Annotated in this window: 11 protein-coding genes; 5 read left to right on the top strand and 6 right to left on the bottom strand. The window is 49.8% G+C overall.

From position 1 onward, the window contains the following. Nucleotides 1-13: 13 nt before the first annotated feature. Nucleotides 14-670, bottom strand: a complete 657-nt coding sequence (gene leuE, locus ACO0LI_RS05585) for a leucine efflux protein LeuE (RefSeq protein ID WP_423031497.1) — start codon at nucleotides 668-670, stop codon at nucleotides 14-16. Between the two features lie 62 nt (nucleotides 671-732). Further along, the gene (locus ACO0LI_RS05580) at nucleotides 733-1,818 is read right to left on the bottom strand and encodes a GGDEF domain-containing protein (protein ID WP_423031495.1); all 1,086 of its coding nucleotides are present in this window, start codon (nucleotides 1,816-1,818) and stop codon (nucleotides 733-735) included. A gap of 407 nt (nucleotides 1,819-2,225) precedes the next feature. On the opposite strand from ACO0LI_RS05580, the gene cysS reads away from it, so the two are divergent. Together cysS and ACO0LI_RS05570 are read left to right on the top strand one after the other, a co-directional pair. After that, entirely contained in the window at nucleotides 2,226-3,599 is a 1,374-nt protein-coding gene (gene cysS / locus ACO0LI_RS05575) for a cysteine--tRNA ligase (RefSeq protein WP_423031493.1), read from the top strand. A 70-nt stretch (nucleotides 3,600-3,669) separates the two neighbouring features. After that, nucleotides 3,670-4,290, top strand: coding sequence for a hypothetical protein (locus tag ACO0LI_RS05570; RefSeq protein ID WP_423031491.1), 621 nt, complete (start codon nucleotides 3,670-3,672; stop codon nucleotides 4,288-4,290). A gap of 80 nt (nucleotides 4,291-4,370) precedes the next feature. On the opposite strand, the gene ACO0LI_RS05565 is transcribed toward ACO0LI_RS05570, so the two are convergent. Together ACO0LI_RS05565 and ACO0LI_RS05560 are read right to left on the bottom strand one after the other, a co-directional pair. After that, entirely contained in the window at nucleotides 4,371-6,542 is a 2,172-nt protein-coding gene (locus tag ACO0LI_RS05565) for a TonB-dependent receptor plug domain-containing protein (RefSeq protein WP_423031489.1), read from the bottom strand. A 216-nt stretch (nucleotides 6,543-6,758) separates the two neighbouring features. Beyond that, on the bottom strand, nucleotides 6,759-7,499 hold the full coding sequence (locus ACO0LI_RS05560) for a transporter substrate-binding domain-containing protein (protein ID WP_423031487.1): 741 nt from the start codon (nucleotides 7,497-7,499) through the stop codon (nucleotides 6,759-6,761). 289 nt (nucleotides 7,500-7,788) lie between these two features. Here ACO0LI_RS05560 and htpG point away from each other — a divergent pair, with 289 nt between their 5' ends. Continuing rightward, a complete protein-coding gene (htpG, locus tag ACO0LI_RS05555; protein WP_423031485.1) occupies nucleotides 7,789-9,696 on the top strand; it encodes a molecular chaperone HtpG in 1,908 nt (635 codons plus the stop codon). Nucleotides 9,697-9,769: 73 nt separating this feature from the next. Here the strand turns inward: htpG and ACO0LI_RS05550 are convergent, their stop codons facing one another. Beyond that, nucleotides 9,770-10,282: a DUF3016 domain-containing protein gene (locus tag ACO0LI_RS05550; protein ID WP_423031483.1), complete on the bottom strand. Its 513-nt coding sequence runs from the start codon at nucleotides 10,280-10,282 to the stop codon at nucleotides 9,770-9,772. Nucleotides 10,283-10,505: 223 nt separating this feature from the next. Here ACO0LI_RS05550 and ACO0LI_RS05545 point away from each other — a divergent pair, with 223 nt between their 5' ends. Further along, a complete protein-coding gene (locus ACO0LI_RS05545) occupies nucleotides 10,506-11,108 on the top strand; it encodes a DNA-deoxyinosine glycosylase (protein ID WP_423031481.1) in 603 nt (200 codons plus the stop codon). A gap of 41 nt (nucleotides 11,109-11,149) precedes the next feature. On the opposite strand, the gene ACO0LI_RS05540 is transcribed toward ACO0LI_RS05545, so the two are convergent. Beyond that, the gene (locus tag ACO0LI_RS05540; RefSeq protein ID WP_423031479.1) at nucleotides 11,150-12,085 is read right to left on the bottom strand and encodes a hypothetical protein; all 936 of its coding nucleotides are present in this window, start codon (nucleotides 12,083-12,085) and stop codon (nucleotides 11,150-11,152) included. A 269-nt stretch (nucleotides 12,086-12,354) separates the two neighbouring features. Between ACO0LI_RS05540 and ACO0LI_RS05535 the strand changes: the two genes are divergently transcribed. Next, on the top strand, nucleotides 12,355-13,173 hold the full coding sequence (locus ACO0LI_RS05535; protein ID WP_423031477.1) for a spermidine synthase: 819 nt from the start codon (nucleotides 12,355-12,357) through the stop codon (nucleotides 13,171-13,173). Nucleotides 13,174-13,194 lie beyond the last annotated feature (21 nt).

Here is a 13,194-nt window from a genome sequence, read left to right as displayed (position 1 = left end):
CCTTAGAACAGTCTTAGTGCAGGCTGGCATTGGCCAGCTTGACGCCAAACCAGACAAACATGCTGCCTACTCCACTCGACAAACTGGCAGACAGGCGACGACGCTTGCTGAAGTTGCGTGCCAGACGAGAGCCCAGGAAAATCAATACCGACAGATAAGTGGTGCTGAACACCATCACGACGCTACTGAGTATCAGGAAGGGAATTGCCGGTGTCGGATAATTCGGGTTGATGAATTGCACGAAAAAAGACAGCAAGAACAGGATAGCCTTGGGATTCAACAAGCTGATCACCAGCGCACGCTTGAACGGGTTTTGCATATTGACAGCTGTCGCCTGCGTTTCTGCCACCGTCACTGTCTTGTTACGCCATTTTTGTATGGCAGCCCAGATCAGGTTGATACCCACCCAGGCCAGATAAGCTGCACCCGCATATTTCACCACCATGAACAAAGCCGGATAAGTACGCAAGATACTGGCGGCACCCAGGGCTGTCAGCAATAGCAAAATACTGTCGCCGACAAAAATACCCGCTGCCCCCTTATAGCCTTCACGCACGCCACGTGTGGTGGCAACTGCCAATACATATAAAGAATTGGGGCCAGGCAGCAAGACTATGCCCAGCGCACCTAATACATAGGTCCATAAATCGGTGACGCCGTAAAACTCCATTTTCCACATCCTTAGCATTACTATTTAATCGTCGCTATTAAATTCGCCATCTGACTGGCAATTTACACTGGCACGAGATTAACATTTTGTGGAATTTCTTGCTCGCGCCCATCTGCCCCCTCACCCGCACGGCGCAACAAGCTCAATGCAGTATCCCCTTCACGCAAGGTGGCGGTACGGACAGTGGCACTGACTTTCATTTCCTTGCCAGAGACAGAAATCGGCATGGCAACTACCGTGGCACGGGCACGGTCAGCAATTTTGACGGCATCCTCGGCGGAGGCCTCAGGCAAGAGCACAAAAAACTCTTCACCACTGAAACGGGCAACACAATCATAAGCACGCATCGCCCGTTTTACGCGGCGGCTGACTTCGACCAGGATCACATCGCCGACCTGTGGCCCATGCATGTCGTTGATATGCTTGAAGTCACTCAAATCAAGTACCAGCATGGACAATTGCTTGCCCAGGCGCTGGTGACGCTGCAGCTCAGTGTCTGAGATGCGCATGAATTCTTTCCAGTTGGCGACGCCGGTGACGGGGTCGGTATTTGCCTGTCTTTCCAGTTCATGCTCGGCGCTCAAAAGCTTGCGCCTGTACCTGTGCACGTAAGCAGCAATAGCGTGACCGGTAATGGCTACCGCAGGCATGATCAGCAAGACACTGGCTGCCTGGGAAAAAGTGCCTGATTGTTTATACAACAGCAGCAAACAGGAAGCTGCGACAAACAGGAACAGCGGTATGCGCAATATGTTCAAAGCCAAAGGCAGGGAAATGAATGCCATCAGCACCAGCCAGGCATCGACCATGTAATGGCCCAGATAATCGCGTGGCAAACAGATATTGCTGACGAATTGTATCGACAACACCAGAACTATCCAGTGCATGGCATAGCGGTCCAGCCTGGGTACATTCTCTTCCATGCCGTACTGCTTGATCAGCCACAGGGAATAAGAGAATCCGGCAAGCCGCATCAGCAGCAAGACAGCCAGGGGAATATCAAACTCATGGAAGAGTACATCGACCAGTGCCAGCGGCAAAAATGCCCACAGCATGATACGGACAACACGGCGGACTTGCGCCCTGTCCTGCTTGGTGTAGTGAGAGCGGTAATTTTCTTCGCTGACGTCTTTATAATTCGTTTGCATTTTTGCACCGTTTTATTTTTCAGCTGCACCTGGCTTTGCCAGTCTGGGGCCTGGTCAGGCAGTTCAATTTTGATCAAAAGTGCATATCTATGCTACATTCTCTCCCTGAACTTTTTAAATTCAGTCCTAACGGAACCAGTCAGACTTAATTATATGCCCCACTTGTACCTGCAAGATGTTAAAGATTGCATAGGCGACACATCAGTGCCGGGCATGTCTGCGTCCATAAAAACACAAGATTTCAACTCAGACTGCTGTTGTTTAAGCTGTTGTTCAAACTGTCACTCAGACTGTTGTTGAGTCTGCAAAACTGTGTGCAGCAAGGTCTGCCTCTGCCTGCCCGTCTTTGCTGAAAAATACCCGCTTTCACGATTTACTACATTCACATTTAGCTATTTTCACAACAAATGGACATACTTCTCTACGATAACTGGGAACGCCGCCTGCGCCCCTTCAGCCCACTGAATAAAGACTGGGTGGGCCTGTATTGCTGCGGACCTACCGTGTATGACTATGCCCATATCGGCAACCTGCGTACTTATCTGTTTGAAGACCTGTTGCGCCGCGCCCTTGAATGGAATGGCTATACCGTGCGCCATGTCATCAACATTACCGACGTTGGCCATCTGGTGTCCGATGGTGATGATGGTGAAGATAAGATGGAAAAAGGCAGCCGCAAAGCCGGTGAATCCGCCTGGCAGATTGCTGACCGTTTCACGACAGCCTTCAAGGATGATTTGCAAAAACTGCATATCCTGGAACCAGCCATCTGGTGCAAGGCCACCGACCATATTGTTGAGCAAATCGATTTCATCGCTGCCATAGAAAAAAATGGTTACACCTATCGCACCAGTGACGGCATTTATTTTGATACCAGCAAACAGGACGACTACGGTTTCCTGGCGCGTATCAAGCGTGATGCGATCAAGGCCGGCAGCCGTGTTGAACTTGGTGAAAAACTGCATGCGACTGACTTCGCGCTGTGGAAATTCAGCCCGCCAGATGAACACCGTCAAATGGAATGGGACAGCCCTTGGGGCCGTGGCTTCCCTGGCTGGCATATAGAATGCTCTGCCATGTCAGCCAAATACCTTACGCCATGGTTTGATATACATTGCGGTGGTGAAGACCATATCGCCATCCACCATAGCAACGAGATCGCGCAAAACCAGGCTTGCCATGGCACCCGCCTGGCCAACTTCTGGATGCATGGTTACTTCCTGCAAATCGATTCTGGCAAGATGTCCAAATCGACGGGTGAATTCCTGCGCCTGCAAACTTTGCTGGACCAGGATATTGATCCGCTGGCATATCGCTATCTGTGTCTGACTGCGCATTACCGCAGCCAGATGCAGTTCAGCTTTGAGGCCCTGTTGTCTGCACAGACAGCCTTGCAACGCCTGCGTGAGACTTATCACGCATGGCCAACAGGTGGCGATATCAGTGCCGAATACCGCGAAAAATTCACCACCTTCATCAATGAAGACCTGAACGTACCGCGCGCCCTGGCACTAGTATGGGAAATGCTGAAAGCTGATCTGTCTGATGCCGACAAAAAAGCCACGCTGACAGAATTCGACAAAGTATTTGGTCTGGGTCTGGCGCAATGGCAACCTGCCGTGCTGGCTATCCCGGCAGAAGTACAAAGTCTGGCGGAACAACGTCAGGCTGCACGCAAGTCCAAGAACTGGGCTGAGGCAGACCGTTTGCGTGGTGAATTGCATGCGCTGGGCTATGAAGTGGAAGACAAGGCCGACGGTATGCAGATCAAGGCGTTGTAAAATGTAATATTGAAATAACTCAGGGGAAACGATTGTTTCCCCTGTTTTTTTAGATCGACAGGAATACCCCATGCAAAGAATGAGCTTTCTGAAAAAAGCAGCTCTCATCGCCAGCATAACGCTATTGCCAGCGCTTGGTCATGCAGGCACTTATATTGAAGGCAAAGATGTACCCGCAGATTTACGACCTTTCATCACAGCCAATACCAAATTGCTGGCCTTTGTCAGTGCTGACCTGAATGGCGATGACAAGGCTGATTACGTCTTCATCCTCGAAAAACAAAAGAAAAACGCTGCAGATGAAGATATGGAGCAAGGACAACGTCCCCTGCATATCGCCATACGCCAGGCCGACGGCAAATTAAAACTGGTCAAGACCAATGAAAAAATCGTGCTGTGCTCAACTTGTGGCGGCATGATGGGTGATCCATTTGCTGATCTGACAGCCAGCAAGAAAAGTTTCACCGTATCCCACTATGGCGGCAGTGCCTGGCGCTGGGCGAATGAATATCAATTCAATTATTCGCGCAAGGACGACTCCTGGCAATTGGTGAAAGTGTCTGAATCATCCTTCCATACAAGTGACCCGGAAAAAGCCAAGGAAAAGATTTATACACCACCCAAACATTTTGGCAAAATCGACATCGCTGATTTTGACCCGGAAAAATTCAAGGGTGTGGGTGCGAAATAATAAGCAAATAACGCGAATATAGTGAGCAGATAGTGAGTTAATAGCGACCAAAAAATGGGAGATTTTTTCTCCCATTTTTTTTATAAACTCTTTTCAAACTGCAGGCGTATCGTGGTACTACCCGGTGTTATTGAGCTACGTGATTTGCGCCCTTCCTGATCACTGAATTGCGAAGACTGCAGCATATCCTGATGCAAGAGATTGCTGACAGACAGGCGCAGTTGCGTCTTTTTTTCCAACTTCCATAATCCATACACATCAAGAATACGACTGACGCCCGTATAGTTGCGCAGACCAGGCGTGACCTGCACATTGCCACCTGTCTGCAGATTGAAATTAAAGCCAAATGATTGCTGCTCACTGCGCTTGTAATCCATGCCCAGATTGGCTGTCAATGGCACCTGATCGGTCAGGCGATTATCAGGCCCTGGTATTGCATTCAGCCTTGACCAGTTGCGCGCGGCATTCAGGCGTACTTCTACTGGTATTGCGGCAGGTAGAAAATCCTGCAGGCTGAATTTGGCATCAAATTCCAACCCCATCACTCTGGCCTTACCGTTATTAAAAGGTGTCGTAATCCATACACCATTTTTTTCATACAGGTTTTGCACCGTCACATCCTGTACCCGCTTGACGTAGGCGGACAGGCTGAACATGCTGTTTTTAGCAAAATAAGATTCATACGCCAGGTCAGCACCCCAGGCCAGCTCTGGCAAGAGTTGCGGGTTGCCCTGGAAGTCCGGGTTGTTCGGGCCATTATCATTGTTTGCTGTGTAACGACGGGGTACCAGGCTACGCGTGGTGGGAGCTTTGTACGTACGGGACAAAGCGAAGCGCAACTGGTCCTTCTCCTGCTCAGGCAATTTCCATAATAATTGCATGACCGGGCTCCATACGCTGGACCGGGTTTGCACAGATGACATCAGCCTGCCCGTCGTTTCCGTATTCAGCCCCTCCCAGCGCATGCCCAGATAAGCTTGCAGGCGGTTCGTTACATCCCATTCATCCTGGGCAAACACGGCCACGCGGCGGACATTGGCCTTGTAATCTTCAAACAGTGTGTCTATCACGGCCGCATATGGCTGCCGGTCATACTGGGCACGGGCTTCACTGCGCTGTGTTTGTGTGAGATCCCAACCGAGTGCAAGACTATGGTCATCACGAAAGCGACTCAGGTATTTGCCGCTGCTGCTGACACTGCTGTCTATGGCGTTCGACACGACATGGCGGTTAAAAGCCTGATCTTGCTCCAAAGGATAGCCATAGAAATTATAGTCAGTCTCGCGCTTGTTGTAGTTCAGGCCCAGCTTCGCATTCAGTTTGCTGTCTGCATCTATCCTGTGCGCCCAGCTCAGGTCTGAGCGTAACAAACCTGTATGTGACGAGGCACGATAATTATTATCAGGGTATTGGCTGGCATCTTCCGGTGCCGCTGTTTCATGGTCATGCCCCCAGTTCACGTTGCGGTAAAAATCAATCAGACTCTGCCAGCTCAGTGTGTCGCCATTGTCCAGGCTCCAGTTCAGACGGGGTGTCAGCGCCAGACGCCAAAAGTCAGCCAGATTTTTTTGCTGTATTGATCTCAGTACCCTGGATTTGCCGTCAGGGCTCACTATGCTCTCGGTGACTGCGGGGGCATTTTCATAACCGGTTTTTGATAAAGTGCCAGTGACAGAGTAAGAAAAACCTGCATGCTTGTCGGCCACTTCCAGAGATAGCGTGGGGTTCCAGTTATTTTCACTATGGGCGATTGCAAGCTTCAATTCTTTTCTGGCACTGCCTGCACCCTTTTTGAGAATGATATTAATGGTACCCGCCACTGCCTGTGCGCTAAATTCTGCCGTTGTTGTGCGCAGAATTTCCACACGTTCTATCAGTGCGGGATCAATGCTGTCGAGGGAAAATCCCGGTGCCACCGGATCGCCATTCAATAATATCTGCGTATAGCCTGCGCCCAGGCCACGCATGCGCAATTCATTGCCGACAACAGAAATGCCAGGCTGGCGTTTTAATACCGCAGACAATTGCGTATCACCATATTGCATCAGCTCAGCGGCATTGACGATAATTTTTGCGGCAGTATCATTCTTTCTTTGCGCTGTTGCTCCGGGCCCGGCCACTTCTACGGTTTGTATCGTATCTGCATTCTTCGTGGTTTCAACTTTGTTCTCGGTTTTGACTACGTCAGCAGCCCGCAATGCAGTGCTACACATAAGTAGCGAGGCTCCGATACCAGCTATGCTGGTTTTCATGCATGCCTGGCGCACAAAGCCAGGCGATAGAAATTTATTTTTTAAGGCGAACTTGGACATATGATGGCAGAATTTTAGCGAGACAGTGAGCTGCCGCGCACGGCAAGCAGGATTAGCAGGACCAGCAGAATTGAACAACAGGATGGATTTTAAAGAGGGCAGGACTCAGGCAATACAGGCTTGTGATAAAAACCCGAAATCAGGGGACAGCAGGAATTATTTTGCGGCCGACAATCCAGCCTTTGGGTCTTTTAAAAAATCATCGAGTATGCGCGCGATGCTGCCATCATTTTTCATGGCCAGTAAAGTGGCATTAATGATTTTTGAATTCGCACTCGCAGCGAACTCTGGCCGCACACGCATGACATGTGAACCATATGAAATAATCAGGCCAGGGCCCAGCAAATGTGGCGTAGCACTTTTTTCTGCCGCCGCCAGGATAGCTGGCTGGCTGCCAACAATACCCGAGATGCGCCCCGCCTCCAGCATGCGTATGCCATTTTCCAGGGTATTGATTTCTACCTTCCTGACGCGCTCGTCCTGGCCAAACGTGCCATAACTGAGCCTGCGCATCATGCCTATGCCTTTTTCCATGGACAGGGCAATCAGGTCATCATAATTTTTCAGCACGGCGCCGCGCGGCGCAATCACCATAATCGGAAACTGGGTAACCTCGCTCAAGAGAATACCGTCCTGGTCACTGAAATTCTCTGCCTGGGAAATACTGTAAGCCTCTTTATCTGCGGGGAACATCACCACATGGCGGGAGCTGGGCACCACTACAAGCTCCAGCGCAACGCCGGATCTTCTGCGCAATTCATTGACTATGCGCACATTGATGCCGTCATAAGTACCCTTGGCATCTTTGATGAAAGCAAAAGGAGCGACCTCAGTCAGATAGAGGTTGGCAGCCCGCAAGGCAGGGACATACCCGCAAAAGAAAATGAAAGATAGCAAACACGCTACTTTAAGCAACATTACGGCGACCCCATGTCCATGAAAAGATCAGAGAAACAGACACTGCAACAGACACTACTGCAGTGAAGTCTAGTGAAATTTTGTAAAAACTACAAATATTCATGCCCGCTGGCGCCTGCTGGCATGCTTTTTAAACAATCATCTTGAAATATGTCAAAGCGGCCTCACCTTCCCTGCTCAAGCAATGCTGCAAACAATGTTAAAAAAACAGCAGCAGGCAAGTCATTGCCAATATTACTTAAAACCAAAGAAATCTTTGAGGGAAACCATGTCAGAAAAGCAAACCTTGGGCTTTCAGGCCGAAGTCAAACAATTGTTGCAGTTGATGATCCATTCCTTGTATTCAAACAAGGAAATCTTTTTGCGCGAGCTGATCTCGAATGCGTCTGATGCATCCGACAAACTGCGCTTTGAAGGCATCAATGACGCCAGCCTGTTTGAACACGACCCTGATCTGCAAATCCAGGTCAGCTTCAACAAAGAAGCCCGCACCATAACCATCGCAGACAATGGCATAGGGATGAGCAAGGCTGATGCGATTGAGCATCTGGGTACAATTGCCAAATCCGGCACCAAGGAATTCTTTGGCAAATTGTCTGGCGACCAGCAAAAAGACGCAGCCATGATAGGCCAGTTTGGCGTTGGTTTTTATTCCGGCTTTATCGTTGCTGACCGTATCACCGTAGAAACCCGCCGCGCCGGTCTGCCTGCAGACCAGGCCGTGCGCTGGGAATCCGAAGGTGCAGGCGACTTTAGCGTCGAGGACATCGTCAAGGAAGGCCGCGGCACCAGCATCACCCTGCACCTGCGTGAAGGCGAAGACGAGTTCCTGTCTGCGTGGAAGCTCAAATCCGTCATCCGCACTTATTCTGACCATATCTCCCTGCCTATCAAGATGCAGAAAGAAGAATGGGATGAAGAGAAAAAAGAACAGGTCTTGAAAGACGAGCTGGAAACCATCAACCAGGCCAGTGCCTTGTGGGCGCGCAGCAAGTCTGAAATCACGCCTGAGCAATATGATGAGTTTTACAAACATGTGTCCCATGACTACAGCGCGCCACTGACTCACACGCATAACCGTGTTGAAGGTCGCAGCGAATATACACAATTGCTGTACATCCCGGCACGTGCACCATTTGACATGTGGGACCGCAATAAACGTGGCGGTATCAAGCTGTACGTCAAACGTGTCTTCATCATGGATGACGCTGAACAACTGATGCCAGTCTATCTGCGCTTCGTCAAAGGTGTCATCGATTCGAATGACCTGCCTTTGAACGTCTCACGCGAAATCCTGCAAGAAAGCCGCGACATCAAGGCGATACGCGAAGGTTCTACCAAGCGCGTACTGGGCATGCTGGAAGACCTGGCAGATGCAGACGGCGACGATGCACAAGCGAAGAAAGACAAGTACACCACATTCTGGGGTGAATTTGGCCAGGTGTTAAAAGAAGGCGTGGGCGAAGACAGCGCCAACAAAGACCGTATCGCCAAACTCTTGCGCTTTGCCTCTACCCATAATGACAGCGATGTACAAAATGTCTCACTGGCCGATTACCTGAGCCGTGCCAAAGAAGGCCAAGACAAGATTTACTATGTCACGGCAGAGAGCTATGCAACGGCCAAGAACAGCCCACACCTGGAAATCTTCCGCAAAAAAGGTGTTGAAGTTCTGTTGCTGACTGACCGTGTCGATGAGTGGATGTTGTCCTATCTGACTGATTTTGAAGGCAAGGAACTGGCATCCGTCGCCAAAGGCGGCCTGGATCTGGGTCAACTGGAAGATGAAGCAGAGAAGAAACAGCACGAAGAAACCCAGACCGAGTTCAAAGACCTGGTCGAAAAAATGAAGACAGCCCTGGCTGACAAAGCCAAGGATGTACGCGTGACTTTCCGCCTGACTGACTCACCAGCCTGTCTGGTAGCGGATGAGCATGATTTGTCCGGCAACCTGGCGCGCATGCTAAAGGCTGCTGGTCAAAGTGCACCAGAATCCAAGCCTATACTGGAAGTCAATCCTGACCATCCTTTGGTACAGAAACTCAAGTATGAAGTAGCCAAGTTCGACGACTGGGCACACCTGTTGTTTGATCAGGCTTTGCTGGCAGAAGGCGGTCACCTCACTGACCCTAGCGGTTTTGTGAAACGTCTTAATGAGATGCTATTGAGTAAATAATTTCGCTTATAGCTCTGCATAATGAAAAACGGACTCAATATTGAGTCCGTTTTTTTATGTGATGTGAACAACTTCAGCGCGATGGGAAAATCTTGTCACGCTGCTGCTTGGCAAACCAGTCTCGCAACATCTGTTCTTCATAGCGGAAGCTGGAATTGCCAGTCGCCAGGCCAGAGCGCATGAGGAAGTTCATGTCCTTGATATTTTCTGTACCCGCAGCAATGCTTTTACCTTTTTCGTCTTTCAAGTCAAAAGTCAAAGTCATGCGTGGCCAGTACAAATCCTTGATGACCCGTATGTCACCAACGGTATTACGGTAAAAAGGGCGTACATCACCAGCCAGATCAAGGTCAGTGACGGTCACATCCCATTGGTAAGCATCAGGCAGTTTTTTTGCGAGGTCGGCAAATATCTGGTCAAAGTCCTTGATCATGCGTTCCTGGAAGCCTGATTTGGATTCATTGCCTGGGCGAATATCTGTAAATTTCTCAGGCTCTTGCCAGGTCACTTTCACTTCGCCAGCCTGAGCCTGCACCTGTGTCAGCATCGCGCCTGCCAGCAATATTGCACTTATCATCAATTTCATCACTCCACCTCCTGTCCCATTCTACTGCAAATCAAATTGAAGCTTTTGTCATGCTTCAAGAATAGCCCAGCAAGACGTAAACAGCCAGACAGCTTTGTCATCAGTTATCATGAAATTTGTCACAAAGTTTATCCACTACTGCGGTCGCCGGATCGCTGCTGCCGCACAAGGACCGCAAGCACTGTGCGCTTGCAATTGACCAATCTGCCCAGATATCAGTTTTATGAAAGCACCAAAGTCACATGCCTCAAATGCCTCAGATAGCTTAAATGCCCCGGATGTCTTGAGCACGTCAGGCACGCCTACGCAAGTCCCTGTGCAAACACCTGTTCTGCAAGGCTTTCCTCCTGTAATAAACGAGTACACGCATACCCTGATACTGGGCAGCTTCCCTGGTGCAGCCTCACTCACGGCAACGCAATATTATGCTTACAGGCAAAACCAGTTCTGGCGACTGGTCTCAGCCTCACTGGGAATCGATCTGACCGGTCTTGATTATGAACAGCGCCTGCAAGGCTTGCTGGCGCATGGCATAGGTTTATGGGATGTATTTCATTCCTGCGTGCGGGAAGGCAGCCTGGATTCGGCCATACGCGAGGGCAAACTCAATGACTTCAGCAGCTTGCAAGCAACACATCCGCATTTGCGCAAGCTTTGCTTCAATGGCCAGACTGCAGGCAAAATGGCGACTTACTTCCAGCAGCGTGGCTATCAGACGCTGATACTGCCATCGTCCTCACCCGCCCACGCAACGCGCAGTTTTGCTGACAAATTGAGCGACTGGCAAGCCGGCTTGCAAGCTTCTGACCAGCTTCTGACTAACTGAAAAGCGATACCACATCAAAATATGCAACAAACTTTAGTGAACTAAACTCCTGGTTTGCTGGCATCAACGGCGACAGGGGGCTTCTGCTTTTTCATTTCACCGGCATTTTTGACCAGCTCTTCAGCAACCGGGCTGGCTTTTTTCAAGCGCTGGTCCTTACTGGCCTTGTAGGTAGTGGCTGTATGCACAAAATAAGTATCCTGCTGCCTGGCTGCTGATGGCGGCTTGTCTCCCTCCGGTTTATTGCCTGTGGTGCTCAGCTTGACGGTATAGTATTCATCAGTGGCATTCTGCAAGAAACTGAGTTTACCGGTGTTTTCCCAACATGCCTGCATCAGCGGTCCCTGCTCTTCCACATCGTCGGTGCAGGCGCCATTATTACTCTCACCCATGTTCAATTCCAGCGCGATGACGGGTTTGACGTCGCTCAAAGACACGATGAAGGCATAGTCATTGGTATAGCCCTGATGCATGTCTCCGCCTTCGAACAAGAGGCCAAATTTATCCTGGCCCAGGCGAATCAGGCTGGCCATCGGTGCCATGCCATTTGCTCCATAGGCAGCAACTTCTTTCTTGCCTTTTTCGAACAGCCATTGTTTGCCGTTATAGGCAAAAACATACACAGAAACGACCGGCGCGGTGGCATGGCTTTCTTCTACCACACCGCCAAGAACTTGCTGGCGCTGCACGACCAGTACTGCCTTCTTTTTACCGGCCTCAGTATAGGTATCTGCCAGCAGGGCCGTGGCCAGGGTGTCTGCCTGCCCTATATCCCAGGATGCTGTATTTTTTTCAGGGAGTAATACCCCGTGTTGTTTTTCGTTATATGTGCCAAAAATCGCCAACATGGCAGTGTCTGCATTGAACACCTGTGGTTTGGCTGGATCGACTGGTTCACGGCCAAACAGAAAAAAAGCGGACAGGCCGAGCAAGGCGACAAAAATGAAGGCAGCAAGGGCTGGTTTTTTATATTTCATGTGAGAAGCGGAAAAATAAATAAGTAAAAGCTATCGGACAAGTGAAAAGATATGTGTCAATTTGAGCAACATGCGATTTTAACTCAGGCAGCTCATTATGGGCCCGGCTGACAATACAATTTCCGCAACAGAGCTAGCAGGTGGTCGCATGCACGTATAATTGCGTAAAAGCAATTTCTCTTATGGTTTTTTCCGTCAGAATTGATTACAACTTGTATGGAAAATGTAAATTTGCTTTCGATAAACACTATGAAGGTTAAAATAAGCGGATGCTGATCAAACGAAAATCCATAGAAGCCGAGGCCAATCACCGCTCTGGCCCCACAGCCGCTGCTCCGAAGAAGGCCAACCGCAAACCCAAATTTGCTCCTGTCACCCTGTCTGAAATGGATGGGGTACGTTTCCTGCATTTCGGTACCGAATGGGTGCAGGGTGCGATGCGCCTGCGTAAGCCTGACGCCATAGAACTCGAATATGCGCAACAGATGATGGCCTGGATGCTGTTTATCGACGCTCCACAAAATCTGGTGCAATTGGGCCTGGGTACAGGTGCATTGACCAAATTTTGCTATCGCCAGTTTGAAGAAGCGACAGTAAGGGCTGTAGAACTAAACCCCTCCGTCATTGCCATCTGCGAGAGCATGTTCAAATTGCCGGCCAATGACGAGCGTCTGCAAGTACTGGAAATGGACGCCATGGACTTTGTCAATGATGAAAATAATCATGGCCATATCGATGCCATGCAAGTCGATTTATACGATGCCACTGCCCGTGGCCCTGTACTCGACAGCGCTGAGTTTTATCAGGCCTGTGCAAATTGCCTGAAGGACGATGGCATCTTGACGGTCAACCTGTTTGGCGACCACCCCAGCTATGCACGCAACCTCAAAGCCATGCGCTTTGCCTTTGACACTGTGCTATGCCTGCCAGAAGTGCACGATGGCAATGTCGTTGCCCTGGCGTTCAAGCGCAAGCCCGAATTGAATTTCCCAGAGCTGTACGACAAAGCGGAACAGATCAAAGCCAGTAGCAAATTGCCTGCAAAATCCTGGGTCAATGGACTCAAGGCAGCCTGCGATCCCAAATAATATCAAAATAATTTGATGGAA

It is taken from the genome of Undibacterium sp. Tian12W, assembly GCF_049339405.1.
GTDB lineage: Bacteria > Pseudomonadota > Gammaproteobacteria > Burkholderiales > Burkholderiaceae_D > Undibacterium.
This window is presented reverse-complemented; position numbering and strand designations above follow the sequence as displayed.

Excerpts from the sequence above, each read along its gene's own strand:
- ACO0LI_RS05540 (WP_423031479.1), bottom strand. The coding sequence starts at position 12,085 with ATGAAATATAAAAAACCAGCCCTTGCTGCCTTCATTTTTGTCGCCTTG.
- ACO0LI_RS05580 (WP_423031495.1), bottom strand. The coding sequence starts at position 1,818 with ATGCAAACGAATTATAAAGACGTCAGCGAAGAAAATTACCGCTCTCAC.
- cysS (WP_423031493.1), top strand. The coding sequence starts at position 2,226 with ATGGACATACTTCTCTACGATAACTGGGAACGCCGCCTGCGCCCCTTC.
- leuE (WP_423031497.1), bottom strand. The coding sequence starts at position 670 with ATGGAGTTTTACGGCGTCACCGATTTATGGACCTATGTATTAGGTGCG.
- ACO0LI_RS05550 (WP_423031483.1), bottom strand. The coding sequence starts at position 10,282 with ATGAAATTGATGATAAGTGCAATATTGCTGGCAGGCGCGATGCTGACA.
- htpG (WP_423031485.1), top strand. The coding sequence starts at position 7,789 with ATGTCAGAAAAGCAAACCTTGGGCTTTCAGGCCGAAGTCAAACAATTG.
- ACO0LI_RS05570 (WP_423031491.1), top strand. The coding sequence starts at position 3,670 with ATGCAAAGAATGAGCTTTCTGAAAAAAGCAGCTCTCATCGCCAGCATA.
- ACO0LI_RS05565 (WP_423031489.1), bottom strand. The coding sequence starts at position 6,542 with ATGAAAACCAGCATAGCTGGTATCGGAGCCTCGCTACTTATGTGTAGC.
- ACO0LI_RS05535 (WP_423031477.1), top strand. The coding sequence starts at position 12,355 with ATGCTGATCAAACGAAAATCCATAGAAGCCGAGGCCAATCACCGCTCT.
- ACO0LI_RS05545 (WP_423031481.1), top strand. The coding sequence starts at position 10,506 with ATGAAAGCACCAAAGTCACATGCCTCAAATGCCTCAGATAGCTTAAAT.